The sequence below is a fragment of the Millisia brevis NBRC 105863 genome, assembly GCF_001552615.1.
GTDB classification, from domain to species: Bacteria; Actinomycetota; Actinomycetes; order Mycobacteriales; family Mycobacteriaceae; genus Millisia; species Millisia brevis.
The window spans coordinates 133,044-156,281 of the sequence record NZ_BCRN01000015.1 but is presented as its reverse complement, the minus strand read 5'-3'; the positions used below and the strand labels follow the sequence as shown (position 1 = coordinate 156,281).

Annotated in this window: 19 protein-coding genes; 9 read left to right on the top strand and 10 right to left on the bottom strand. The window is 68.0% G+C overall.

From position 1 onward, the window contains the following. The first annotated feature begins 112 nt into the window (after nt 1-112). The 9 genes from MB1_RS19485 (at nt 113) to MB1_RS19445 (ending at nt 11,717) form a co-directional block, all read left to right on the top strand. On the top strand, nt 113-1,207 hold the full coding sequence (locus tag MB1_RS19485; RefSeq protein WP_066911320.1) for a hypothetical protein: 1,095 nt from the start codon (nt 113-115) through the stop codon (nt 1,205-1,207). 173 nt (nt 1,208-1,380) lie between these two features. After that, complete coding sequence (locus MB1_RS19480) at nt 1,381-2,508, top strand: Hsp70 family protein (RefSeq protein ID WP_157084170.1); 1,128 nt, start codon at nt 1,381-1,383, stop codon at nt 2,506-2,508. Between the two features lie 324 nt (nt 2,509-2,832). Then, nucleotides 2,833-4,230: a sugar transferase gene (locus tag MB1_RS19475; protein WP_066911315.1), complete on the top strand. Its 1,398-nt coding sequence runs from the start codon at nt 2,833-2,835 to the stop codon at nt 4,228-4,230. Between the two features lies 1 nt (nt 4,231). Then, nucleotides 4,232-5,512: a glycosyltransferase family 4 protein gene (locus tag MB1_RS19470; RefSeq protein WP_066911312.1), complete on the top strand. Its 1,281-nt coding sequence runs from the start codon at nt 4,232-4,234 to the stop codon at nt 5,510-5,512. 96 nt (nt 5,513-5,608) lie between these two features. Beyond that, nucleotides 5,609-6,361 (top strand): DsbA family protein, encoded by a 753-nt coding sequence (locus MB1_RS19465; protein ID WP_084352223.1) that lies wholly within the window; start codon nt 5,609-5,611, stop codon nt 6,359-6,361. Further along, nucleotides 6,358-6,987 (top strand): vitamin K epoxide reductase family protein, encoded by a 630-nt coding sequence (locus tag MB1_RS19460; RefSeq protein WP_084352221.1) that lies wholly within the window; start codon nt 6,358-6,360, stop codon nt 6,985-6,987. Before MB1_RS19465 ends, MB1_RS19460 begins: the two co-directional genes overlap by 4 nt. Nucleotides 6,988-7,124: 137 nt before the next feature. After that, nucleotides 7,125-8,444, top strand: a complete 1,320-nt coding sequence (locus MB1_RS19455; protein ID WP_066911306.1) for a UDP-glucose dehydrogenase family protein — start codon at nt 7,125-7,127, stop codon at nt 8,442-8,444. Nucleotides 8,445-8,529: 85 nt separating this feature from the next. After that, entirely contained in the window at nt 8,530-10,086 is a 1,557-nt protein-coding gene (locus MB1_RS19450; RefSeq protein WP_084352219.1) for a sugar transferase, read from the top strand. 122 nt (nt 10,087-10,208) lie between these two features. After that, a complete protein-coding gene (locus MB1_RS19445; RefSeq protein WP_066911303.1) occupies nt 10,209-11,717 on the top strand; it encodes a tyrosine-protein kinase domain-containing protein in 1,509 nt (502 codons plus the stop codon). A 60-nt stretch (nt 11,718-11,777) separates the two neighbouring features. On the opposite strand, the gene MB1_RS19440 is transcribed toward MB1_RS19445, so the two are convergent. The 10 genes from MB1_RS19440 to MB1_RS19395 all read right to left on the bottom strand — a co-directional run bounded on the left by MB1_RS19440 (nt 11,778) and on the right by MB1_RS19395 (nt 23,041). Continuing rightward, the gene (locus MB1_RS19440; protein WP_066911300.1) at nt 11,778-13,517 is read right to left on the bottom strand and encodes a sigma-54-dependent Fis family transcriptional regulator; all 1,740 of its coding nucleotides are present in this window, start codon (nt 13,515-13,517) and stop codon (nt 11,778-11,780) included. 150 nt (nt 13,518-13,667) lie between these two features. Beyond that, on the bottom strand, nt 13,668-13,991 hold the full coding sequence (locus MB1_RS19435; RefSeq protein WP_066911298.1) for a putative quinol monooxygenase: 324 nt from the start codon (nt 13,989-13,991) through the stop codon (nt 13,668-13,670). Between the two features lie 66 nt (nt 13,992-14,057). Next, nucleotides 14,058-15,707 (bottom strand): chaperonin GroEL, encoded by a 1,650-nt coding sequence (gene groL / locus MB1_RS19430; RefSeq protein ID WP_066911295.1) that lies wholly within the window; start codon nt 15,705-15,707, stop codon nt 14,058-14,060. Nucleotides 15,708-15,753: 46 nt separating this feature from the next. Next, nucleotides 15,754-16,779 carry an NAD(P)-dependent alcohol dehydrogenase gene (locus MB1_RS19425; RefSeq protein ID WP_066911292.1) on the bottom strand — a complete coding sequence of 342 codons (1,026 nt, stop codon included), beginning with the start codon at nt 16,777-16,779 and terminating at the stop codon, nt 15,754-15,756. Beyond that, nucleotides 16,776-17,534, bottom strand: coding sequence for an iron-sulfur cluster assembly protein (locus tag MB1_RS19420; RefSeq protein WP_066911289.1), 759 nt, complete (start codon nt 17,532-17,534; stop codon nt 16,776-16,778). Before MB1_RS19420 ends, MB1_RS19425 begins: the two co-directional genes overlap by 4 nt. Beyond that, nucleotides 17,531-18,589: an amidohydrolase family protein gene (locus tag MB1_RS19415; RefSeq protein ID WP_066911286.1), complete on the bottom strand. Its 1,059-nt coding sequence runs from the start codon at nt 18,587-18,589 to the stop codon at nt 17,531-17,533. The genes MB1_RS19420 and MB1_RS19415 overlap by 4 nt, the downstream gene beginning before the upstream one ends. 137 nt (nt 18,590-18,726) lie before the next feature. Then, a complete protein-coding gene (mimD, locus tag MB1_RS19410) occupies nt 18,727-19,068 on the bottom strand; it encodes a propane 2-monooxygenase effector subunit MimD (protein ID WP_066911283.1) in 342 nt (113 codons plus the stop codon). Next, on the bottom strand, nt 19,065-20,171 hold the full coding sequence (locus tag MB1_RS19405) for an aromatic/alkene monooxygenase hydroxylase subunit beta (RefSeq protein ID WP_066911280.1): 1,107 nt from the start codon (nt 20,169-20,171) through the stop codon (nt 19,065-19,067). The genes mimD and MB1_RS19405 overlap by 4 nt, the downstream gene beginning before the upstream one ends. Nucleotides 20,172-20,258: 87 nt before the next feature. Beyond that, entirely contained in the window at nt 20,259-21,317 is a 1,059-nt protein-coding gene (locus MB1_RS19400) for a 2Fe-2S iron-sulfur cluster-binding protein (protein WP_066911277.1), read from the bottom strand. A 95-nt stretch (nt 21,318-21,412) separates the two neighbouring features. Continuing rightward, a complete protein-coding gene (locus MB1_RS19395) occupies nt 21,413-23,041 on the bottom strand; it encodes an aromatic/alkene/methane monooxygenase hydroxylase/oxygenase subunit alpha (protein WP_066911274.1) in 1,629 nt (542 codons plus the stop codon). Between the last annotated feature and the right edge of the window lie 197 nt (nt 23,042-23,238).

Here is a 23,238-nt window from a genome sequence, read left to right as displayed (position 1 = left end):
TAGCACAACCGGGGATCGTTGTGGAGGCCGTTGTCCGATATATTCGAGACTTCACGCCGGCCCGTGTGCATGGGTGGTCGGCGGCCTTCATCGATGAAGACGGGGTTGGGGAATGCACAGTGCTCTTGGGCTCTCGGCGACCGAGGACACCATCAGCGCGGTATTGCTGGATGTCGATGTCGACGCCGGTTCGGTGTCGCCGATCGAGGAACGTTCGGTCCAACTGGCCGCCACCGGTTCGGGGGCGGTCGGCGACGCGGTGGCCGCCGCCATCGGTGTGATGAAGTTGCGGGCGGCCCGCAGCGAGCAGCCCGTCGGCGTCGTCGGTGTGGCCTACGAGTCCGAACTGCAGCGCTCCGCGATCGAACATGCGATCTCCAGCCAGGGCATCAACGGGGTCCGGCTGGTGTGGTCGGAAAGCCCGGTTCTCGACCGCGGCCTCGACGTCGCCACCGCCGCGGCGATCTGGGCCGCCGATGAGGCGCGCGCCGCGGGCGGCTTCACCGACGCGGGCGCCGCGCTCGTCGTGCCGGTCCCGATCGTGGTGCCGCCCTTCGCATCCCGTTGGCGCAACCTCCCGACCTCGCTGGTGGTCGCGACCGTGGCCGCCACCGTGTTGGGCGGCTCGGTGGCCTCGGCGATCGCCCTCGGCGCGCTCGGTGGTCAGCAGGAGCCGGTCGTACAGGTCGGTGCCGCGTCCACCGCAGCGACCGCGAATGCGTCGCCGGCGGCGAGCACCGTCGCCTCCTCGGCGCGGGCCTCGGTGACCGAAGCGCCGCAGCTGGACGAGACCACCGTCGCCTACGTGCCTCCGGCTCGGCCCGAGTCGCAGGCGGAGCCGATCCCGCCGGCCCCCGCCGTCGTACCCGAACCGCCCGCGACCGTCGCGGCCCCGCCGCCGGCGTCCGCAGCGGAGGCGCCCGCCGGAACGTCGAGCGCCACCCGCGTACCGGCGGTCACACCGCCGGACGGGAACTCCTCCGGATCGGGCGGATCGGGCGGCTCCGGCCCGCGCGCCACCACCACGACGCCGATCCCGACGACCACCACGTCGACGACGACCACGACCGTCGAGCCGACCACCACCACCTCCGACAGCGGTGAACCGCCCGGGCCGACGTTCGACAACGGCGGCGGCACCGGGGGCGGGGACACCGGCGGGGGAGACAACGGCGGCGACAATCACGACGGTCACGACCACCCCTGACGACGCTCCGCAACCGTTGCCCAACCCGCCGATTCCATTCGTGACGCCTTTGTTGCCCATTCTTGGCGGGATTCTGTCGCTCTATCGGGACATTTAACGGGGTATTGGTACGTTTAGAACGGTATAATCAGCCCCGGGGATCACCGAGCAGGAGGCGAAACCGGGGTGCAGGTATGTTGGCAGTTGTAGGCGCCGCTGTGGGTTCGTGGTCGGTCCGGGCCGCCGTCGTCGACGCGGAGGGCCGCGCTCTGCTGGGGTTCGAGGTGGTCGAGGGCACCGATCCCGACGAGCGCACCACGGTCGCCCTCGATTTGATCGGCTCGCTCGGGACGCGGTACGGCGCCACCGCGCGCGATTCCGTCCTGGTGGTACCGGACGAGCCGTCCTCCCGTATCGGGACCGATATGTTCGCCATTCACGACGCCGATCACGTGCATCTGGCATCGGAGCTCGGCGCCCAGGTGACCTATCTTCAGGCGCGCGGTCTGATCGAGGAATGCCGCCATATCGCGATCGTCGACGCCGGGCGCAGCGGGGTCGGGGTCTCGGTGGTCGATGTCGTCGGCGGCGAGGTCCTCGGATCCGGTCACTGCCGCCTCTTCGGCGGCGACTACTGCGCGGACATGGTCTACCAATATCTGCTCGACGCGGTCGGGCCGGAGCTGGAATCCGCCGACCCCGCCGAGGTCCTGCCGCTGGAGTTCGGCTCGGAGTGGGCGGTCGAGATGTTGGCGGCGCACCGTTCGGTGCGCGTCCCCGGTCCCTTCGCCGGCGGCACCGCCCGCCTCTGGCGCCAGACCCTCGACGACCTGATCACGCCCGGTCTGCAGCGGGCGATCCGCTGGGCCCGAGAGGGCCTCGTCGAATGCCCGGTGCGGATCGACGCGGTGGCGCTGCTCGGCGGCTGCGCGAACCTGCCGACCGTGCGCGCCCGCTTCTCGGACGCGCTCGGTCATCGGATCATCGCCCCGACCGCCCCGGAGACCGCCTCGGCCAAGGGGGCGGCGCTGCTGGCGGCCCGCACCGCCGGCGGCGACTGGCCCGGCTCGGCCGGTGCGGGCCCCGGCCCCGTCCCCGGCTCCGTCGGCCCCGTCCCCGGCTCCGCCGGCGATGCCCGGCCGGGGCGGCGTCGGGAGCCCGCGCCGGCCGCCGGTCCGGGGCACGCGACCGGTTCGCATCGCCATCGTGACGCGTCTCGCGATCCGCAGGCTTCCGTGGCCGCCGCCACACCGCGCGGCGGCGGAGCGTCCTTCGATCCCCGTTCGGCGCCCCGCGGGCGGGATTTGCGCCCGCTTCGATGAAACTCCGGGACCGCCTGCGCCATTTGATACAAAATCTTGCACATCACTCGATGTGCGATAGTCCTCGGTAACGAAACTTCGGTCTGTTTCGACGTAGTCAAACGGTGGTATCAGTATGCTTCGGACGCGGATGCTGTTCGGTCGGGGCAGTTAACCAACGAAAGAGCGCACATGGTGGCTAAGGCAACGCGACCTTTCAGTCGCAGTGGTGGTATTCGTCGGCCGGGGGCCGATGCGCAGACGGCTACCTCGCTTCTGCCGGACAGCCCGCATTCCGCCAAGGATCGCCGCGCGGCGTGGCTGCGCAAATACCATCGCGGTCTCGTGGTCACCGATCTGGTCATCGTGGTCCTCGCCGTCATGGGCGCCCAGTTCCTTCGCTTCGGTGTCCCCGACACCGATACCGCCGCCGACCTGTCCTGGACCTACATCAACTTCATCTGGTCGGCCACGTTGATCATCGGCTGGATGGTGGTCCTCGCGGTCTGGCAGAGCCGTTCGACCGATGCGATCGGCACCGGCATCGAGGAGTACCGCCGGATCGTCACCGCCACCTGCTGGCTCTTCGGTGCCGTCGCGGTCGGCTGCCTGGTCTCGCAGGCGCCGTCGGTGCGCGGCTACTTCGCGATCGCCTTCCCCGCCGGCCTCTTCGGCCTGCTGTTGGGCCGCCGGATCTGGCGGGCGCATCTGGTGCGTCAGCACCGCTCCGGTCGCCTGCTCAACCGGGTGATCGTCATCGGCAGTCGGCCCGCCGTCTGCGAGGTCACCGATTCGTTCGGTCGCGCCGAGCGGGAGGGCTACACCGTCATCGGCGCACTCGTGCCGGGCCTGCCGGCCGGGGCGAACGAGGATATCGAGACGCCCGCCGGGCCGATTCCCGTGCTGGGAGACGAGAACTCGGTCAAGGCCGCGGTCACGCTGACCGATGCCGATACCGTTCTGGTCGCCGCCGACCGCCTCGGCCACGACCGCATGCGCATGCTGGCCTGGAGCCTCGAGAGCCTCGGCGTGGAGTTGTTGGTGTCGCCGGGCGTCGCCGACGTCGCGCTGCCGCGGCTGCGGATCCGGGCCGTCGACACCCTGCCGCTGCTGTCGCTGTCCAAGCCGCGGGCCGACGGCGTCGCGCTGACCGGCAAGCGCGCGCTCGACCTCGCGGTGGCGCTCGGCGCCCTGCTGACCACCCTGCCGGTCATCGTGATGGCCGCGATCGCGATCAAGGTCGAGGACCGCGGACCGGTCTTCTTCCGACAGAAGCGCGTCGGCCTGCACGGTGAGGTCTTCCGGATCTGGAAGCTGCGCACCATGTACGTCGACGCCGAATCGCGGGTCTCGGACGCGCGGGCGCGCGCCGGTCAGAACGACTCGGTCTTCTACAAGTCCGCCGACGACGCCCGGATCACCCGGGTGGGCCGCTTCCTGCGGCGGACCAGCATCGACGAGCTGCCCCAGCTGTTCAACGTGATCTCCGGCGAGATGAGCGTCGTCGGGCCGCGCCCCCTCGTCGAGGGAGAGGGCGCCGGCGTCGCGAACTTCGTCGAGCGACGCGGGCTGGTCAAGCCGGGCATCACCGGACTCTGGCAGGTCTCGGGCCGGTCGGACGCCTCCGAGCAGGAGCGCATCCGGCTCGACCACTACTACGTCGACAACTGGTCGCCCGTGCAGGACGCGGTGATCGTCTGGCGGACCGTCCGCGCCGTCCTCAAGTCCGAAGGTGCCTACTGATATGGGTCTACCGGTTCCCGATTCCGGTATCGACGTCGCCGCGAGCACCCCGCGCAGCCTCTCCGGGCTGACCGTGTGCGCGGTGGCCTGCCACTTCCAGCCCGAGACCAGCGGCAGCGCGCCGTACAACACCGAGATGGTGCGGGCCCTGGTCGCCGCGGGCGCGGCGGTCGAGTTGATCACCGGCGTTCCGCACTATCCGCAGTGGAAGGTGACCGATCCGCGCTATCGGCGGGGGCTGCGGTGGCGGGAGAGCTACGAGGGCGTCGAGGTCACCCGGCTGCGCCACCTGGTCCCGGCCCGCGCGGGCCTGTCCGGTCGCGCCCGGCTCGAGGGCAGCTTCCTGTCCCTGGCCACCCCGCACGTCCTCGCCTCGAAGGCCGACGTGATCGTCGCGGTGACGCCGCTGCTGGCCGCGTTGACCGCGGCGCGCGCCGGGTCCCGCGGCCGCCCGGTCGGCGCGATCGTGCACGACCTGACCGGCAACGGCGCCGCCCAGTCCGGCACGACCGGTGGTCGGGTCGGCGCGGCGTTGGCGGCCGGCGAATACCGGCTGCTCGCCGGCTCCGATCGGGTCGCGGTCATCACACCGCGCTTCCGCGACGTCCTGCAGGCCGGTGGCGTTCCGGCCGAGAAGATCGTCGACCTGCCGTTGTTCACCCACGTCGAGCGGGTGGATGTCGACCGGCACGAGGCGCGCCGCCGACTGGGCTGGCCCGAGCGGTCGGTCGTGGCGGTGCATACCGGCAATATGGGCATGAAGCAGGGCCTCGAGACGATCGTCGACGCCGCCGCGCTCGCCGATCGTCGGGGCGACGACGTCGAGTTCGTGATCGTCGGCGACGGCAACCGCCGGGCGGCGCTGGTCGAGCGCGGTATCGGGATCGAGCGGCTGCGGTTCGTCGATCCGGTCGGCGAGGACGACTATCCCTACGTCCTCGCCGCGGCCGACGTGCTGCTGCTCAACGAGAAGCCCGGCGTTCTCGAGATGTCCCTGCCGAGCAAGTTGACCTCCTATTCGTCCGCCGGGCGCCCGATCGTCGCCTCGGTCGAAGCGGGCGGCATCACCCATTCGCTGTTGGCTGCCCACGACGCGGCGGCGCTGGTCGCCTGCGGTGACCCGGCGGCCCTGCTCGCCGAGGTGCTGCGGGTCGCGGCGGACCCGGTGGCGACGGATCGCCTGGTCGGCGCGGCCGCGGATCTGCAGCGATCGCAGTTCGACCGGTCGGTCGGCGTGCGCGCCTTCGCGGACTTCGTCGGCTCGCTGGCCGACTCCCGCTGACGCCGGCCGCGTTCCGGACCGCGGACGTTACGCCCGGGGAGCCGGCGTAGGCTCGGACCGTATCGGCGATGACGGCGACAAACGAGGTGTACAGGCATGGCAGCGGCGAAAGACTCGTCGAATCGGGGGACGGCGAAGGCTCGCTCGGGCGCGAGTTTCGTCGCGGAGCAGAAGCGCCGCCAGGCCCGTCAGTCGATGTGGTGGCGGATCGGCATCACCGCGGTGGTCGCCCTGCTCGCGGTGGGTATCGGTGTCGGCCTGCTGGTCGGTCGGGGTGGCGATGACGCCCCGGTCGCCGCGCCGAGCGCCTTCACCTCCGACGGCGCCCTGGTCTTCGACGCGCAGAACGTTCCGACGGTGTCGATCACCGAGGACTTCCAGTGTCCGGCCTGCAAGCAGTTCGAGCAGATCTTCGGCTCGACGGTCGACGGCCTGATCGACAACGGCCAGGCCCGCGTCGAGTTCCGCCCGGTGGCCATCCTCAACCGGATGACCAGTGACGACTACTCCTCACGGTCGGCCTCCGCGTCGGCCTGCGTCGCGGACGAGTCGACCACCGCGTGGCGCGCCTTCAAGACCGAGTTGTTCGACAACCAGCCCGCCGAGGGCGGCGGCCCCGGTCTGAGCAACGACCGCCTGGCCGAGTTGGCCGTGTCGGCCGGCGCGACCTCGCCGGATACCGCCTCGTGCATCACCGAGGAGCGGTATGTCCCCTGGGTGGATCAGATGACCAGCGACGCGACCGGCAACGGTCTGCGCGGCACCCCCACCGTCACCGTCAACGGTGAACAGCTCTCGGATATGACTCCGGCGGGCCTGCTCGCCGCCATCGCGGCCGCCGGACAATGAGCGAAACGATCGATCGGGCCGACGTCGAGCATCCGGGGCAGGGCCCCGACGACGGCCGCGCCTCGACCGCGACCGGGATCGCCCTGACCGTTCTCGGCGTCGTCGCCCTGATCGCATCGTTCGCATTGATCGTCGAACGGGTTCGTCTTCTTATCGACCCGTCCTATGTGCCGAGTTGCTCGCTCAATCCGGTGTTGTCCTGCGGCTCGGTGATGACGTCCTGGCAGGCATCGTTGTTCGGATTTCCGAATCCGTTGATCGGTTTGATGTCGTTCGCTGTTGTCGTCACGATCGGTGTTTTGGCCGCCGCGCGGGTATCCCTACCGCGCTGGATCTGGGGCGGCCTGGCGATCGGCACATTACTCGGTGCAATCTTTGTGCACTGGCTGATCTTTCAGAGCCTCTATCGAATCGGCGCCCTCTGCCCGTACTGCATGGTCGTCTGGGCCTGTGTCATGCCGATCCTCGTAATCGCTTGTGATCGGGCGCTTTTGGCGGGCTCGGACAATCAATTCTTTTATTGGATTCGACAGTGGCGTTGGTCACTGTTAACCCTCTGGTACGTCGCGGTCGTAATACTGGCACTGGCCAGATTCTGGGACTATTGGTCCTCGCTTCTGCCCTGATCTGCGAATTATGGTGTAAGTCGCGTCACCGTGACCCGTCATGCGAGCGGACGTGGCGGAGTGCATACTGTTCCCGAATCGAGCCGACGAAATTCAAAAAGCCATAACCTGGCGGTTGGTACCAATTGGGGAGCGGTATGCGACTATGTGTCTTCGGTGTCGGGTATTTGGGGGCCACCCACGCCGCTTGTATGGCCGAACTTGGTCACGAGGTTCTCGGAGTCGACATCGACAAGGCCAAGTTGGCCTCGCTCGAGGCCGGCACCGTGCCGTTCTACGAACCGGGCCTCGAGGAAATCCTCGTCCGTAACCAGGAAGCCGGTCGGTTGCGGTTCACCGACTCCTACGCCGAGGCGGCGGAATTCGGTGAGGCGCACTTCCTCGGCGTCGGGACGCCACAGAAGCGCGGCGAGTACGCGGCCGACCTGAGCTATGTGGACTCGGTCGTCGAGAATCTCGCGCCCCTGTTGACGGGCCCGACCGTGATCTTCGGAAAATCGACCGTTCCGGTCGGTACCGCGGCGCGCCTGGGTGCCCGGCTGCGGGAGATCGCCCCGGCCGGCGCGGAGGTCGAACTGGCCTGGAATCCCGAATTCCTTCGGGAGGGATTCGCGATCGAGGACACGCTGCATCCCGACCGGGTGGTACTGGGCGTCGCCGACGACTCGACCCGATCCGAGCAGGTCGCCCGTGAGATCTACGCGGACATCCTCGCCGAGGGCATGCCCTTCCTGGTGACCGATCTGGCGACCTCCGAGATGGTCAAGACGGCGGCCAACGCCTTCCTGGCGACCAAGATCTCGTTCATCAATGCGATGGCCGAGCTGTGCGAGGCCGCCGGCGCCGACGTGACCGTGCTGGCCGACGCGATCGGCCAGGACGCCCGCATCGGTCGCAAGTTCCTCAATGCCGGTCTCGGCTTCGGCGGCGGCTGTCTGCCCAAGGACATCCGCGCCTTCATGGCCCGCGCCGGTGAGCTGGGCGCCGACCAGGCGCTGACCTTCCTGCGGGAGGTCGACAACATCAACATGCGGCGCCGCACGCGCATGGTCGAACTGGCCCGCGAGGCGGTCGGCAACTCGCTGCTCGGCGCTCGCGTCGCGGTCCTCGGTGCGGCTTTCAAGCCCAATTCCGACGACGTCCGCGATTCTCCGGCCCTGAATGTGGCCGGTCAGATTCAGTTGCAGGGCGCCGCGGTGACCGTCTTCGACCCGAAGGCGATGGAGAATTCCCGGCGGTTGTTCCCCACGCTGACCTACGCCGAATCGGTTGTGGACGCATGCCAGGGTGCGGACGTGGTATTACTTTTAACGGAGTGGGCGGAGTTCCGGCAGTTGACGCCCGCCGATTTGGATTCGGTCGTTCGAGAGAAGTACATCATCGACGGTCGAAACTGTTTGACGCCATCGCAGTGGCGCGATGCGGGCTGGAAATATCGGGGACTGGGGCGTCCCTGATAGACGAATTCGCCGGTCGAGCGAGGGGCTGACCGGGCGAAGGGCTGCGTGACGTACTGCGGGGGAATACGTACAGCGGGGGGACATGTCGTTAGCAGATCGACGTCGCACGGCCTCCGGTCGGGGCGACGAGTTATCCGCCGCTGCACAATTCGACCTGTTGGCGGAATCGTTGGATGACGATGACGCAATAGCGGGTCGACGCAGGTGGCAGCAGAGTTACATCGACGGATTGCGCATCACGGATACGGCGGCGGTCGTCGCCGCCGTGTTCGTGGCGCATATGGTGCGGTTCGGCGCGGAGGACATGGGGGTCGCCTTCGACCCGCTGACCTTCACCTACAACTACGAATTCGTCTCTCTCGTGCTCGCGATGGGTTGGCTGGCACTGCTGGCGATCTTCCGCACGCGCTCGCCGCGGGTGATCGGAACCGGAGTCGAGGAATATCGACGTATCGTTTCCGCCACATTCAAACTGTTCGGTGCGGTTGCTATTCTGGCGCTCGGACTTCAATTGGACCTGGCGCGCGGTTACTTCGCTATCGCATTACCGCTCGGTCTGGTTCTTTTATTGGTCGGCCGCTGGGTATGGCGCGTACGGCTGGCCCGTATTCGCTCGACCGGGGGCGGCTATCGGACCTCGGTTCTGGTGATCGGCAGTCGGGATTCCTCGGCGGCCCTGGTCAAGTCGTTCCAGGACTGCCCGAGTGCCGGCTACGCGGTTGTCGGCGTCTGCCATCCGGGCGCTCCCGGCGGCATCGGCGGCCGACTTCAGGTCGACGACACCACCGTGCCGGTCTACGGCAACGAGACCGACGTGCTCAAGGCGATCGAGTTCAGCGGCGCCGATACCGTCGCGGTGACGGCGACCGAACATCTCGGCCACCGGGGACTGCGAAACCTGGTGTGGGACTTGGAGAGCAAGCAGATCGACCTGGTGGTGGCGCCGGGTGTCGTCGACGTCGCCGGACCTCGTCTGCATATGCGCCCGGTCGCGGGGCTGCCGCTGATCCACGTCGAGAAGCCGCAATACAACGGGGCCAACCGGTTTGCCAAGCGCGGCTTCGATATCGCCTTCTCCGCGGCCGCGTTGTTGTTCATCGCGCCGGTCTTCCTGTTCATCGCAGCGGCGATCAAGACGACCTCATCCGGACCGGTCTTTTTCCGGCAGGAGCGAATCGGTCTGGACGGCAAGCCCTTCCAGATGATCAAGTTCCGGACGATGGTCGACGGCGCCGATCGGATGCTGGCAGGTCTGCTCGACAGCAACGAGAGCGACGGCGGCGTCCTGTTCAAGATGAAGGACGATCCGCGCATCACCAGCGTCGGCAAGTACCTGCGCAAGTTCTCCCTCGACGAATTGCCGCAGTTCCTCAATGTGCTCAAGCGGGATATGAGCGTCGTCGGTCCCCGGCCGCCACTGCGCCGCGAGGTCGAGCAATACGACGGCGAGGTGGCCCGCCGCATGCTGGTCAAGCCGGGAATCACCGGATTGTGGCAGGTCAGTGGACGTTCGGATTTGTCGTGGGATGAATCGGTGCGGCTGGATTTGTCGTACGTCGAAAACTGGTCGTTGGTGGGCGACGTCCTTATCATTCTGAAGACGGTGCGCGCGGTCGGGGTCGGATCCGGCGCATATTGATCGCTTGACCCGAATCATTCGGTCGATCGACGGCCGGGAATCCGGCCGACTGCACGATCAGGAATCAATACGGACTTCTTCGCCGGCTGCACGCCGAACGGGGAAGAGGGCGGGGAACGGTAATGGAGATCTCGGACTATGTGCGCGTCCTTCGAACGCGGTGGCTGCTCGTTGTGGCGTGCACCGCGATCGTCGGTGCGGCCGCGCTCGCGATCTCGCTGCTGACCACACCGATCTACCAGTCCACCGCTCGGCTGTTCGTGTCGATCGCGGGCACCGAGACCGCCAACGAGCAATACCAGGCCGGTATGGCCTCCCAGCAGAAGGTCACCTCCTATGTGCGGCTGCTGACCGGCGAGACGGTCGCCCAGCGGGCGATCGAGGCGACCGGGGTGGATCTGACCCCGGCGGAGCTGGCGGCGAAGGTCGAAGCGGTCACCCAGCCGGACACCGTCCTGATCGACGTGACCGTCTCCGATCCGTCGCCGACGGTCGCCCGCGATCTGGCCACCGCGGTCTCCGAGCAGTTCGTCGACTTCAGCGCCGAGATCGAGGGCGGCACCGGCGGCGGCGATGCGCCGGTCACCGTGGTGGTCGTCGAACCGGCCCAGCCGGCCGATGCGCCGGTATCGCCGAATATCCCGCGCAATATCGTGCTCGGCCTGGTGATCGGTCTGCTGCTCGGTATCGTCGGCGCCGTCCTGCGCGATCGGCTCGACCGGACGGTCAAGGACCGCGAGGTCCTCGCGGAGGTCGTGGGCGCCCCGGTCGTGGGCGTGATCCCGTTCGACAAGGCCCTCGACGGCAGCCCGACGCTCGACTTCGGGGAGTCGACCTCGACCAGCGCCGAGGCGCTGCGGCAGCTGCGTACGAATCTGCAATTCCTCGATGTCGACAATCCGCCGCGCGTGCTGGTGATCACCTCGGCGGTGCCGAGTGAGGGCAAGTCGACCACCGCGGTCAACCTGGCGCTCGCGCTCGCGGAAGCCGGTCACTCGGTGGTGGTGGTCGAGGGCGATCTGCGCCGGCCGCGGGTCGGGAAGTACCTCGGCGTGATCGGCAGCGTCGGGGTCAGCACCGTCCTGGTCGGGCAGGCCCGGGTGGAGGAGGTCGTCCAGCCGACCAGCCACATCGGTGTCGACGCGATCGCCGCCGGACCGATCCCGCCGAACCCGAGCGAGTTGCTCGGCTCGGAGGCGGCCCGGTACCTGGTCGACGAGCTGCGCAACCGCTACGACTACATCATCATCGACGCGCCGCCGCTGCTACCGGTCACCGACGCCGCAGTGCTGTCGGTCCAGGCGGACGGGGCGCTGATCATCAGCCGGTACGGCCACGCCAAGCGCGAGGAGGTCGCCCGCGCGGTCGAGAACCTCACCAAGATCTCCGGCCGCGTGCTGGGCGCGGTGCTGACGATGGTGCCGGGTGGCAAGGGCGGCAGCGCCTACGAGTACAGCTACTACTACGAGGCCGATCCGACCGCGCCGCGGATGGCGGCGACCCCGCCGACGCCCGAGGTCGCCGTCGACAAGCCGGTCAAGCAGCCTGCGTCCCGGCCGCGCCGCACCGGGCTGCGCCGCCCGGACGGTGACTCGCGCAATGGACACGAACGGCGCCGCGTCCTGTCCTGATCCGCGTCCCGGCCCGATCCGCGGCCGGCCCCGGACCGCCCGCGGGCGCCGGGCAACCGGTCAGGCGTCGATGCCGAACTTGCGGATCTTGCGGTAGATCGTGGCGCGGGAGATCCCCAGAGAGGCGGCGGCGGCGTTCTTGTCGCCCCCGTTCTCGGCGAGGCAGCGGACGATGGCGTCGCGCTCGAGCGCCTCGATACGGCTGAGGGTGTAGCGGGTGAGCGCGCGGCATTCCGGTGGGAGCCGTTCGACCTCGATGATGCCGGATCGCTGCTGGCGCAACACATCCCGCAGGATCTGTCGCAGCTGCTCGACATTGCCGGGCCAGCTGTAGGTCGACAGTCGGCGCATCGCCTCCGGCGACATGATCGGCTCCCCGCCGCGGCCGAGTTGGCGCAGCAACAGCGGGACCAGAACCTGGAGGTCCTCGATGCGGTGCCGCAGCGGCGGCACCGCGACGGTGTGTTCGAAGAACGGCAGGATCAGCCGGCGGGCGGGCGCCTCGTGGTCGCCGGCGCCGAGCGTGACCCCGAGCCAGCCGTCCTGCTCGCGCCCCTGGATCAACTCGGCGATCGCGGACTGGCGGGTCTCGTCGAGCATGTCGATATCCCGCAGGACCACGGCGAAGTTCTCTTCGTCCAGTTCCGCGGCGAGCGCCTCGAGTCCCGCGGCGCCGGCCAGGTCGGTGGCGTCGAAGACCCGGACCGTCGCGTTGAGGTGGTGTCGGGCGGCGTGGTCGAGGGCGTGGGTGCGCCCGACGCCGCTCTCCCCCGAGACCGCGACCCAATGCCCCATGCGGACCGACTGCGCGATCCGGTCACAACATCGCCGCCAGGACGAACTGGTGCCGGCGGGGGTCCGAATGCCCACGCCGGGTGGATCGGCGGCCGCGACCGTGTGGTCGACGACGTGCACGTGCAGCAGGGCGACGCCCTCGAAGGTGTCGGCGAACTCGTCGGTGACGTGGGACAGCCGCGCCGTGCGCCCGCTGGGCAGCGTCGCGACCAGGCTGGTCGACGACGGGCGGCGGCGGCAGTCGTGGCCGAGTTCGAGCAGCGCGGCCTGATCGCGGGCGTCGAGGGTGCGAGGGAGGCGCTGATTCATCAGGACCAGGTCGTCGCCGAGCGCGAGGATGCCGGACTGCGGGAAGCGTCGGCAGGCGCGCATATAGGCGTTCATCAGGGCGGTCTGCGAGGCGCCCGCCTGGGCGAGCAGGCGGCCCTCGATCTGGGTGCCGGCGGTGCGGGCGAGCGTCGCCAGCAGCGCGCCGCCTTCGGCGATCCAGCCGGTCAGGTCGAGGGCGCCGACGACCTTGCCCGACATCGGGTGCACGATCGGCACGCCCGCGCAGGCCAATCGGCCCAGGCATTCCGAATAGTGCTCCGACCCGGAGATCAGGGTCGGGCGGCGGGTTTCCAGGGCGGTGCCGATGCCGTTGGTGCCGGCGAACTCTTCGGAGTAGCTGTAGCCGGGGGCGAGGTAGACCCGGTCGAGGGTGGCGATCAGCTGGCGATTGGCGGTGATGCGGTCGAGGACCACGCCGTCGGCGGAGGTCAGGATGACCCCGACCGGCTCGTCGGTCAGGCCTTCCGCCAGTTGCCGCAGGACCGGTTCGGCGGCGGCGATCAGCGGGCTGTCGGGGTTCGGTTCGCGCACGAACGGTAGCGCCAACCGTTCGGTGGGGACGTTGAAGTCGATCGAACGTCGCCACGATGCCGAGATGGTGTCCCGGACTGTCTCATCGAGGTGACGGTCGACCAAAAAGCGTTCACGTGCCCGGGTCAGGGAGGTGATCGGCATCGTCGTTGTCTCCAGCGCCCCTCGTTCTGGCCTCACGATACGCCCGGGGCTGAGGCGATCGGAGCGGAATCGTCGATTGGGCAGCGCGGAACGGTGGTCGGGATCGTCCCGACCACCGTCCGCGCCGCCCGTTGTCACCCGGTCCCGGCCTCAGGCGATCTCGAGTTCGCCCATCAGCGACCACTCGGTACCGGGGATCTCGGTGTTGAGGATCCGCGGCGTGCGCTGCAGCGCCGGTCGCATCGCCTCGAGCCCGGCACGGAAATGGTCGGACCGGACGTGCTCGACGCCGGCGTCCTGGTCACGGAACGCCTCGACCAGCACGAACCTGTTGGGATGTTCGACGCTGGTGTTCCAGTCGAACCACAGATTGCCCGGTTCCGCCCGAGTGGCCTCGGTGAACTCCTTGGTGAGCGCGAGCCACTCGTCGCGGCGCTCGTCGAGGACGTCGAACTGCACAACGATGAAGATCATGGGATGTCGTCTCCTTTCGGGGGGGACGGCCTGCGGCGATACCGCCGCGCGATCGGGTGTGGGCCGTCAGTAGATATTGGACGGACGGACCATCCCCTCGGCGAGGTCCCCGAAGCCGGGGGCCATGATCGCGCCGGGGTTGCCGATGACCTCCTCGACGATCGCGGTCTCGGTGGTGATCACCAGGGCCGCGATCGAGGCGGCGCTCTCGAGCGCCGTCGCGGTGACCGTCAGCGGATCGATCACCCCGGCGTCGGCCATCGAGCCGTACTGCCCCGTGAGGGCGTCGAATCCCTCGCCGACCGGCAGCTGCGCGACATTGGCGACCACCTCGTCGCCCTCGTAGCCGGCGTTGATCGCGATCCACCGCAGCGGCTCGGTGAGGGCGTTGTGGATCACGTCCCGGCCGACCGCCTCGTCGCCGGTCAGCTCCAGCGCGGCGAGCGCCGGACGGACCTGGGTCAGCGCGGTACCGCCGCCGGCGACGACGCCGGCGGCCAGGGCGGCGCGCGCCGCGGCCAGCGAGTCCTCGACCCGCAGCATCCGTTCCTTCTGCTCGACGCTGGTCGCGCCGCCGACCTTGACCACGGCGACCCGTCCGGTGAGCCGGGCGATCCGCAGTTCGAGGGTGTCGCGGTCGGCGTCGATGCGGGCCCGCTCGAGCTGGGCCTCGAGCTGGCCGACGCGGGTCTCGAGGTTGTGCTGCTCGCCGTGGCCGCCGACGATCGTCGTCGAGTTCTCGGTGACGGTGATCCGATCACAGGAGCCCAGGAGTTCCCCGGTCACCTCCGCCAGCTCCAGGCCGGTGTCCTTGGCGATCACCTGGCCGCCGAGCGCGATCGCCAGGTCCTGCAGTTCGGCGACCCGCCGATGTCCGAAGCCGGGCGCCCGCACGACGACCGACTGCATCGTCTTGTGCATATTGCCGCCGACCAGCAGCTGCAGGGCGGGGCCGTCGACGTCCTCGGCCAGCACGACCAGCGGCCGATCGGCGCGCTTGGCCGCCTCGACCGTCGGCATGATGTCCTGGACGGCGGTGATCTTCTTGTTGGTCAGCAGGATGACCGGCCGATCGAGGACCGCCTCCATCCGCTCGGGGTCGGTGACCATGTAGCCCGAGGTGTAACCGTGGTCGAACTCGATCCCGTCGACGATGTCGACCGAGATGCCGAGCCCGTCGCTCTCCTCGGTGGTCACCACTCCCGACCGACCGACGTAGTCGACCGCGGAGGCGACCGCGGCGCCGATCGCCTCGTCGTCGCCCGCCGCGAGGGTGGCGATCCGCCGGATCGAGTCGATCCCCGAGACCTCCTGCGCCCGCGCCCGCAGCGCGTCGACGGCGACCGGCACGGTCCGCTCGATGCCGCGGCGCACCCGCATCGGGTTGGCCCCGGCGTCGACCGCCCGCAGACCCTCCCGCACCATCGCCTGCGCGAGCACGGTGGCGGTGGTCGTCCCGTCCCCGACCGCGCCGTTGGTCTTCATCGCCACTTCCTTGACCAGCTGGGCGCCCATATTCGCGAAGGGTTCGCGCAGCTGGATCTCGCGGGCGATCGTCACGCCGTCGTTGGTGATCGTCGGGGGACCGGTCAGCTTCTCGAGGACGGCGTTGCGCCCCTTCGGTCCGAGGGTGATGCGCACCGCGTCGGCCAGGGCGTTGACACCCTGCTCGAGACGGGCCCGCGCATCCGCGTTGTACCGCAGCTCCTTTGCCATGGTCTGTCGCCTTTCTTCGTCGGGGATTGTTCGGGACTGCGGGAAATCAGGGCACGAGGATCGCGCGACCGCGGACGCGGCCCGCGTCGAGATCGTCGAGGGCGGTCTGGAAGTCGTCGAGCGCGTACTTCGCGGTGTGCAGGCTGACCTTGCCCTGCGCCGCCAGGGCCATCAGCTCCTGCAGATCGTTGTAGGAGCCGACCAGGTTGCCGATGAAGTTGATCTCGGTCGAGATGATGTCGATCGTCGGCACGTTGATGTTCTCGCCGTAGCCGACGACGTAGTAGCTGCCGGCGCGGCGCAGCATCGCGACACCGTCGGCGGTCGCGCCGCCCTCACCGACGAAGTCGAGCACCGCCTCGGCGCCGTTGCCGCCGGTCAGGTCGAGGACCTGCTGGACCTGGGTGCCGTCCGCGACGATCCCGTGGTCGGCGCCGACGGACTCGGCGAGCTTGACCGCCTCGGCGTTGCGGTCGACCACCACGATCGTCACTCCGGAGATCGCGGCGAGGACCTGGATGCCGATGTGTCCCAGGCCGCCCGCGCCGATCACCACGCAGACGTCGCCGGGACGGGTGGTCCGGGCGATCTTGGCCGCCGCGTGGTACGCGGTGAGGCCGGCGTCGGCGAGCGCGGCGACATCGGCCGGCTCGAGCGAATCGTCGATGCGCACGACGCTGCGGGCGGTGGTGCGCAGGTACTCCGCGTAGCCTCCGTCGGTGTCGATGCCGGGGAAGGCGCTGTTGACGCAGTGCACGTCGTCGCCGGCCCGGCAGGCGCGGCAGAGGCCGCAGGTGATCAGCGGGTGCAGGATCACCTTGTCGCCGACCGACACATTGGAGACCTCGTCACCGATCGCGTGCACCCAGCCGGCGTTCTCGTGGCCGATCGTATAAGGCAGCGCGACACCGGTTTTCGGTTCCCACTGGCCTTCGAGGATGTGCAGGTCGGTCCGGCAGACGCCGGCGCCGCCGATCTTGACGATCACGTCGAGCGGCCCGTTGATGGTCGGATCGGGGATCTCGGTCAATTGCAGTTTGGTGTGGTAGCCCACCACCCGGACGGCTTTCATCGATTGCTCCCGTGGGTTCGACGGTCGGTGACGTGGGGCTCCGCGGAGACGTCGTCGTCCGCGTAGCGGGTGGCCAGCAGGCCGCGGCAGAAGTGGGCGTTGCCCTCCATCGAGATCCGCACCGACCGCGCGAAGCGCAGCCGCAGCGGGATCTCGTCGGCCGGCAGCGGCCGACCGGTCTCGTCGACCAGCACCCGGCAGGCGGGGCAGGCGTCGAGGCCGATCGCCACCCGGCGGCGCAGCAGCGCCGCCTTGAGCGGACCGCGCACCAGATCGTGCAGGGTCAGCCGGTAGAGATCCTCGGGTCCGGTTCCGGTGCGGCGCATGTGGTCGGAGACCGCGCGTTCCATCGCCGCCGAGTGGGCCTTGCGCAGGAAGGTGCGGCGCAGGCCGTCGAGGTCGCTGTCGGCCTCGACCCCGAAGGTGCCCAGATAGCCGGCGTCGGCGGCCAGCCCCGAGTTGATCTTGTCGCTGTCGTGATGGTCGTCGAGCATCACCCGCACCCGCCCGATCCCCTCGACGTCCCGCAGGGCGTCGAGGGAATCGGCTGCCATCAGGTAGGCGAAATTGGGCGAGCAGAACGCCGTCGGCAGGCGCAGGTGCACCGTGACCCCGTCGTCGTCGAGCTCGATCGTGCGGACGAACCCGAGCTCGGTGATCGGCTGATCGAGCTCGGGGTCGGTCACCTCCGACAGCGCCTGCTGGACGCGCTGCGCCAGCAGAATGCGGTCGGGGGCGACCTCGACAGTGGTCACGACGTCACCCCGGCCGGCTGCGGCTGCGCCGCACCCGCCGCGACCTCGACACCCTCGGCGCCGGCGTTCGGCAACCGCAGCTCGGCCGGCACGTCGATCGAGTCGTACAGCGCGGCCGCGTTGAGCCCGAGGATCTTCTTCTTCTGCTCGGTGGTGATCGGGGCGTACTCGCCCTGCATATCCTCCGGGATCTGGAAGTCGACGAACTTCTCGATCAGCCACTTCGGCGTCCACAGCGCGTAGTCGCTGGAGAAGAGGATCTTGTCCTCGCCGATCCAGTAGAGCAGCTCGCCGATGATCTGCGCGAAGTAGCGCGGACGGGTGTGGATGAACGGGATCGCCACGGCCAGACCGCCGTAGACGTTCGACTCCTGCGTGGCGATCCAGCAGAAGTCCTCGAGCCGCGGCAGGCCGACGTGCTCGATGACGAACCGCAGATCCAGGTAGTCGGTCGCGACCTTGTCGACATCGGAGACGTCGAAGGAGTCGCGGTCGAGCGGCCGGATCGTCGGGCCCTTGTGCACGTGAATGTTCTTGATGCCCAGGTCGATGCATTCCTCGAGGTACCGGCGCGACCAGTGATCGTCGAGCTTGTACCCGCGCGAATCGCCGTACCACTCGGCGGTGTACAGCTTCACGCCCTGCAGGTTCATCCGCTCGGCGTCGCGGCGCAGCCGCTCGAGGCCGGCCTCGCCGTGGCGCGGATCGTAGGCGTGGTTGTAGGTCAGCTTGTCCGGGTGCTTGCTCGCCAGGGCGAACGAGGCTTCGGTCTGGCCGAAGCTGGTGTTGTAGAACTCGGTGAGCAGGGTGGCCTGGAAGATCGCGTGGTCGACGTAGCCGTCGACGAACAGATCGCGCATCAGGCGGTCCTCGCCGTAGTAGGTGTAGGTGTCGTAGTCCCACACCTCCTCCGCCGGGCTGAGGTTCTTGTGATAGTCGTAGAAGCAATCGATGAACTGCTTGCCGTGGATATTCCGCTGATTCGATTCGCGACCGTCCCACAGGTGAATGTGGCCGTCGACGATGAAGTACTTTTCTCCGTCTTTCTGGTACATCGGGGTCCTCGCTGATCCATCTGGCGATGGTGGTCACCCGGGATCGCTGCGGATCCCGGGTGACCGCCGTGGGCTGTGCGGCTGTCGGGGTGCCGGGGCTGGCGGCACCCCTGAATGTGACTGGTCGAGCTGGTGGGTCAGCTGCGGGGCAGATCGAAGCCGATGTACTCCGCCGCGTCCTCCGGATTGGCGAACAGCAGGGTGCGCTCGTCGAGGTGCACCATGCGTCCGTAGTGGGTCGAGCTGATCTCCTCGAAGACGGTGCCGTCGAACTCCTCGCCGAGCGCATCGCTCAGTTCGGCATAGTCGAAGTCCAGCAGGCGCTTTCCGTCCACCCGGATCATCGACGGATATTCGGTGAGTTCGATGCCGTCCTTCGCGCCCATCACCTCGGCGACCACCCGTCCGATCGGGGTGTTCATCAGGGTGACTCCGCACATATTGGAGATCTCCGTGGATGATCCGAATTGCATGGTCATTCTGCCACCTCCGCGGGAGCTTCGAGCCCGATTTCATTCAGTAGGGAACGGAACTTCTGCTGTGCCGCATCGAAACTGGTCGAGAACGTGATCGTCCGTTCGGACGGCTGCGACCAGATCGGTTGCAGCGCACGGGCTGCCCGCTCGCAGCGCGGTACCCACACCTGCAGCCAGGTGTCGAAGAGCTCCTTGTTGGAGGCTCCGTACTCGCTGTCGTTGGCCAACAGTCGGTAGAGCGCGCGGGTATACGACAGGTCGCGCGCGTAGTCGTACTCGCCGGTTCCGACGATGGTCGGCGTGATGTAATCGCCGTTGCGAGCGGCGATCTGCATGGTCAGCTCGCTGCGGAAGAGCGATCCGACCAGCTGCTCGAAGACGATGTTCGCCGCGAACAGCAGCTCGCACCAGTCGCCGACGGCGGTGAGCTGTTCGACGACCTCGCGCAGCGGCTGCCACTCGGGGGCCGACTGCCAGACCTCCTTGTGCACCGCCCCGTCGAACTCCGGGTTCGCCTCGGACAGATCGAGATTGAACAGGGCGAGGTCCTGAGCGAAGCGCAGCTTGTGCGCGGCGTTCACCGCGACGGCGGTGTTGATCATGTTGGTCGGGCAGGACCGCTGGATCGAGGTGAAGACGTGCAGCGCCAGACCGTTCTCCGCGTGCATCCAGGCCCCGAGGTTGCGGGCCAGGAAGGTCAGCCACGGGGTATTCCAGGATTCGTAGACCCCGGCCCGCTTGGCATTCGACAGACACAACTCGACCTGGTGGACGACCTTCGAGTTGTTCCGGTAGATCGTCTGGTTCCACTCCTCGTTGGGGTCGCGGAAGACGTGCCAGTCGGACGACCGGGCGACCGTCCACTCCTTCGGGTAGCCGCCGGGGCCGTCGCCGAAGCCGTAGATCCAGCCCTGGGTCAGGTGCCGATCGGGGTCGGGCTGAACGTCGACGGTGACGTCCTCGTAGTTGGTCGCCCGCAGCTTCGCGGGCTTGTAGTAGCTGTAACTGCGACTGCGGGAACTCGGAAATTCGAGTGCGCCGGCTTCGGAGTCGGTGAATTCGATTTTCGGGAAACTCCGCTGCCCGGCGGAGGTGGTTGCGGTCATCGTTGACTTCCTTCTCGTTCGGTCGGGCCGTACTGGGCTGCCGGCCCGGCGCTCCGCACGATGGCGGGGGATGTCGGCGGGAATGTCCTAGTCGAAGATGGGGCTGGTGAAGCTGTCGTAGAAGATCTGGTCCTTGGGGGTGCCGCGGACCTCGAGCAGGGCGAGCGCCGCGTCGACCATCGGCGGCGGTCCGCACATGTAGACCTCGGTCTTCGCCAGTTGCTCCTCCCGACGATCGACGACGTCGGTGACATTGCCCGCCTCGACCACGTGGCCGGGATCATCGAGCCCCTCGGTCGACTCGGAGAGGCACGCGACGAACGTGAAGTCCGCCAGTTGCTCTCCGAGCCTGAGGATCTCGTCGACGTAGAAGAGATCACCCGGGGTGCGAACGCCGTAGTAGAACCGCACCGGCCGGGTCGAACCCGACGCGCTGAGGTGGCGCAGCAGCGCCAGGATCGGCGCCATCCCCGCCCCGCCGGCGACGCAGACGACCGGTAGGACGTGGCCGTCCTTGATCGTGCAGGTGCCGTAGGGGCCGTTGAGGGTGATCTCGTCGCCGACGGAGATTCCCCCGTCCGTTCCGGCCTTGTCGAGCAGTCCGGAGAACTTGCCGCCGGGGTACTTCTTGATGAGGAATTCGATCGGACCGTCGGTCGCCGGCGTGGTCGCCATCGAGAACGACCGGGTCTCTTCCGATCCGGGGATCGTCAGGTCGGCGTACTGGCCGGCCTTGAACTCGTAGGCCTCCGGTTCGATCGGCTGCAGCCGCAGCGAGACGATGTCGCGGGTGACGGGGTCGAGTCCGACCACCCGGGTGCGAATCGTCTGGATCGGAATGCCGCCGAGCAGTTCGTCCTCGTCGAAGTTGAGCAGTTCGATCGTGCAGTCGCTGAAGGCGTGTGCCTTGCAGAGCAGGACGTAGCCCTCCTCCACCTCGGCGTCGTTGCAGGCGAAGGTGGAGTAGTCCTCCATCTGCACCTCGCCGTCGAGCATGTACGACTTGCAGGCCGAGCAGCGTCCCTCGCGGCATCCGTGCATCAGGTGGATGCCCTGTCGGAACGCGGCGTCGAGGATCTTCTCGTCCTCGGCGACCTCCATCTCGAGGTTCACCGGTTCGAATGTGATGCGGTGTATGTCGGCCACTGTGGGCTCCCGTGGTCTCGAAGGGGTGGCGGCGCAACGCCGATGCGATCGGTGCGGCCGATCGGCGCGGGCCGCGCCGCCACCCGGAGCTGGTGTCAGGCGGGAACGCCACCGGCGCGGTAGGCCGCCACATGTGCCTCGCGCTCGGCGTCCGACATCTCGTTCAGCAGCACATTCGGGCTGTTGAACACGTTGCCGCGGACATCGTCGAGGGTCCACATCTTCTTCGGGTCGAGATCGAGATGCGGCTGCGGGATCAGCGTCTTTCCGTCATCCCGGACGTAGCCGAGATCGGAGATGATGTCGGCGAGATCCTTGCCGTGGTGCAGGGTCTCCCATTCGCGGAAACCGGTGAGCCGACCCATGTTCGGGGTATCCCGGCCTTCGTACTCGCCGCGGAAGGCCGTCGTGTCGGTCCAGTGGCAGGTCTCCGAGCAGTAGGTGCGCCACTGGCCGTCGACCTTGTCGACCACCATGTCCTCGCGCACGAGCGCGGGCACCATGCAGGTCCAGCACCGGTGCGGGTACTGGTAGCCGACCTCCTCGAACGCGATCGGCTTGTTGCGGCCGGGGTAGGCGAGCCGGTTGTAGGCCTCCCACCACTTGCCGAACTTGCTGTACCAGCCGGGGTACTTCTCCTCGAACCACTCGAAGTCGGTGTCGGTCATCGCGTCGATCCGCCAGTAGTTGACCGGCCAGCCGGTGGCGAAGAACTGCGCGACGTTGTGCACGTAGTGCTTCTCGGTGATCCGCTTCCAAGCCTCCTCGACCAGGTCGTGCGGGATCGTCAGGCCGTACTTCTCGAGCGGCAGCAGGTAGCTGCGGTAGTAGTCGTCGTAGATCCACCGCCGCCACATCTCCGCGTAGCTCTCGCGGTCCTTGCGGCGGTCCTTGGTGCCGTACTCGATGAAGGTGCCGATCGCGGCGTCGACGACGCAGTGGTTGTTCCACCACGCGTAGCGCAGGTCGCGCTCGAGCAGCGGGCGGTTGCGCTCGTCCGCGAGGGCCATCAACAGGATCGAGTACCCGTTGGAGATATGCCGCGACTCGTCGGACTGCACCGAGTGGAAGACCGTCGGCAGCAGGTAGTCGCCGTTGGCGGCCGCCTCGTCCGGCATCGCGACGAAGAGCGTATTGGTGAAGGCGGTCTCCGCGACAACCGTGAGGTAGATATTCGCGGCGGTGATCGCGTCACCGGTGATGAACCCCTCGCCGAACTGCCGGCCGATGGTGCCGGCGTAGTTGTTGGCGAACGCCTTCTCGGTGATGTCGAAGCCGGCGGGGTCGATGTAGTTGTTCATGTACAGCTTCTTGAGGTTCATCTGAATCGTCGAATGACGAACCTCGTCGATCATCTGCACGGCCAGGCCGTTGTGGATCTCGGGGTTGGGCACCGCGTCGATGGCCATCGGCATCGCGCGCGCTGCGGAGATCTCGGGGAACGGGATGATCGACAGGAACAGCTTCTGCCATTCCAGCCAGCGCTGCTGGACCTGGCGGAACATGTTGCCGCGGATCGCGCCGTCCATGGCGCCGTATACGCGGTTGTCCTTCTCTTCCTCCATCGGGAAGTAGGACCGCATGATCTGCTTGAGGGGATCCTTCTTCGGCGCCCTTTCGAAGGTGTAGTCGGTGCCGAATCGGGTCGCCGGCGTCGCGAACGTGGGTTCCCACGACAGCTCGGTGATCTTGTTATGGGCCTTTGTCAGGCTCTGCCTGCTCATGGTGCAACTCCTGAATCGGCAAGCGGAGGGCTGCTGCCGGTAGGGGGTGTGTGCCCTCCGATTGGAACCTGTGATTCAGGTCATTTACGTCTCAATGTGAGACGTGGCTCACAAACATGGCTTGACCAGTGCGAATGCGGAAATGAGAAGGCGCCGACCGGCGTGGAACGCGTCGGCGCCGGAATGCGACCCGGCGA

Excerpts from the sequence above, each read along its gene's own strand:
- MB1_RS19485 (WP_066911320.1), top strand. The coding sequence starts at position 113 with ATGCACAGTGCTCTTGGGCTCTCGGCGACCGAGGACACCATCAGCGCG.
- MB1_RS19480 (WP_157084170.1), top strand. The coding sequence starts at position 1,381 with ATGTTGGCAGTTGTAGGCGCCGCTGTGGGTTCGTGGTCGGTCCGGGCC.
- MB1_RS19470 (WP_066911312.1), top strand. The coding sequence starts at position 4,232 with ATGGGTCTACCGGTTCCCGATTCCGGTATCGACGTCGCCGCGAGCACC.
- MB1_RS19465 (WP_084352223.1), top strand. The coding sequence starts at position 5,609 with ATGGCAGCGGCGAAAGACTCGTCGAATCGGGGGACGGCGAAGGCTCGC.
- MB1_RS19460 (WP_084352221.1), top strand. The coding sequence starts at position 6,358 with ATGAGCGAAACGATCGATCGGGCCGACGTCGAGCATCCGGGGCAGGGC.
- MB1_RS19455 (WP_066911306.1), top strand. The coding sequence starts at position 7,125 with ATGCGACTATGTGTCTTCGGTGTCGGGTATTTGGGGGCCACCCACGCC.
- MB1_RS19450 (WP_084352219.1), top strand. The coding sequence starts at position 8,530 with ATGTCGTTAGCAGATCGACGTCGCACGGCCTCCGGTCGGGGCGACGAG.
- MB1_RS19445 (WP_066911303.1), top strand. The coding sequence starts at position 10,209 with ATGGAGATCTCGGACTATGTGCGCGTCCTTCGAACGCGGTGGCTGCTC.
- MB1_RS19440 (WP_066911300.1), bottom strand. The coding sequence starts at position 13,517 with ATGCCGATCACCTCCCTGACCCGGGCACGTGAACGCTTTTTGGTCGAC.
- MB1_RS19435 (WP_066911298.1), bottom strand. The coding sequence starts at position 13,991 with ATGATCTTCATCGTTGTGCAGTTCGACGTCCTCGACGAGCGCCGCGAC.
- groL (WP_066911295.1), bottom strand. The coding sequence starts at position 15,707 with ATGGCAAAGGAGCTGCGGTACAACGCGGATGCGCGGGCCCGTCTCGAG.
- MB1_RS19425 (WP_066911292.1), bottom strand. The coding sequence starts at position 16,779 with ATGAAAGCCGTCCGGGTGGTGGGCTACCACACCAAACTGCAATTGACC.
- MB1_RS19415 (WP_066911286.1), bottom strand. The coding sequence starts at position 18,589 with ATGTACCAGAAAGACGGAGAAAAGTACTTCATCGTCGACGGCCACATT.
- mimD (WP_066911283.1), bottom strand. The coding sequence starts at position 19,068 with ATGACCATGCAATTCGGATCATCCACGGAGATCTCCAATATGTGCGGA.
- MB1_RS19405 (WP_066911280.1), bottom strand. The coding sequence starts at position 20,171 with ATGACCGCAACCACCTCCGCCGGGCAGCGGAGTTTCCCGAAAATCGAA.
- MB1_RS19395 (WP_066911274.1), bottom strand. The coding sequence starts at position 23,041 with ATGAGCAGGCAGAGCCTGACAAAGGCCCATAACAAGATCACCGAGCTG.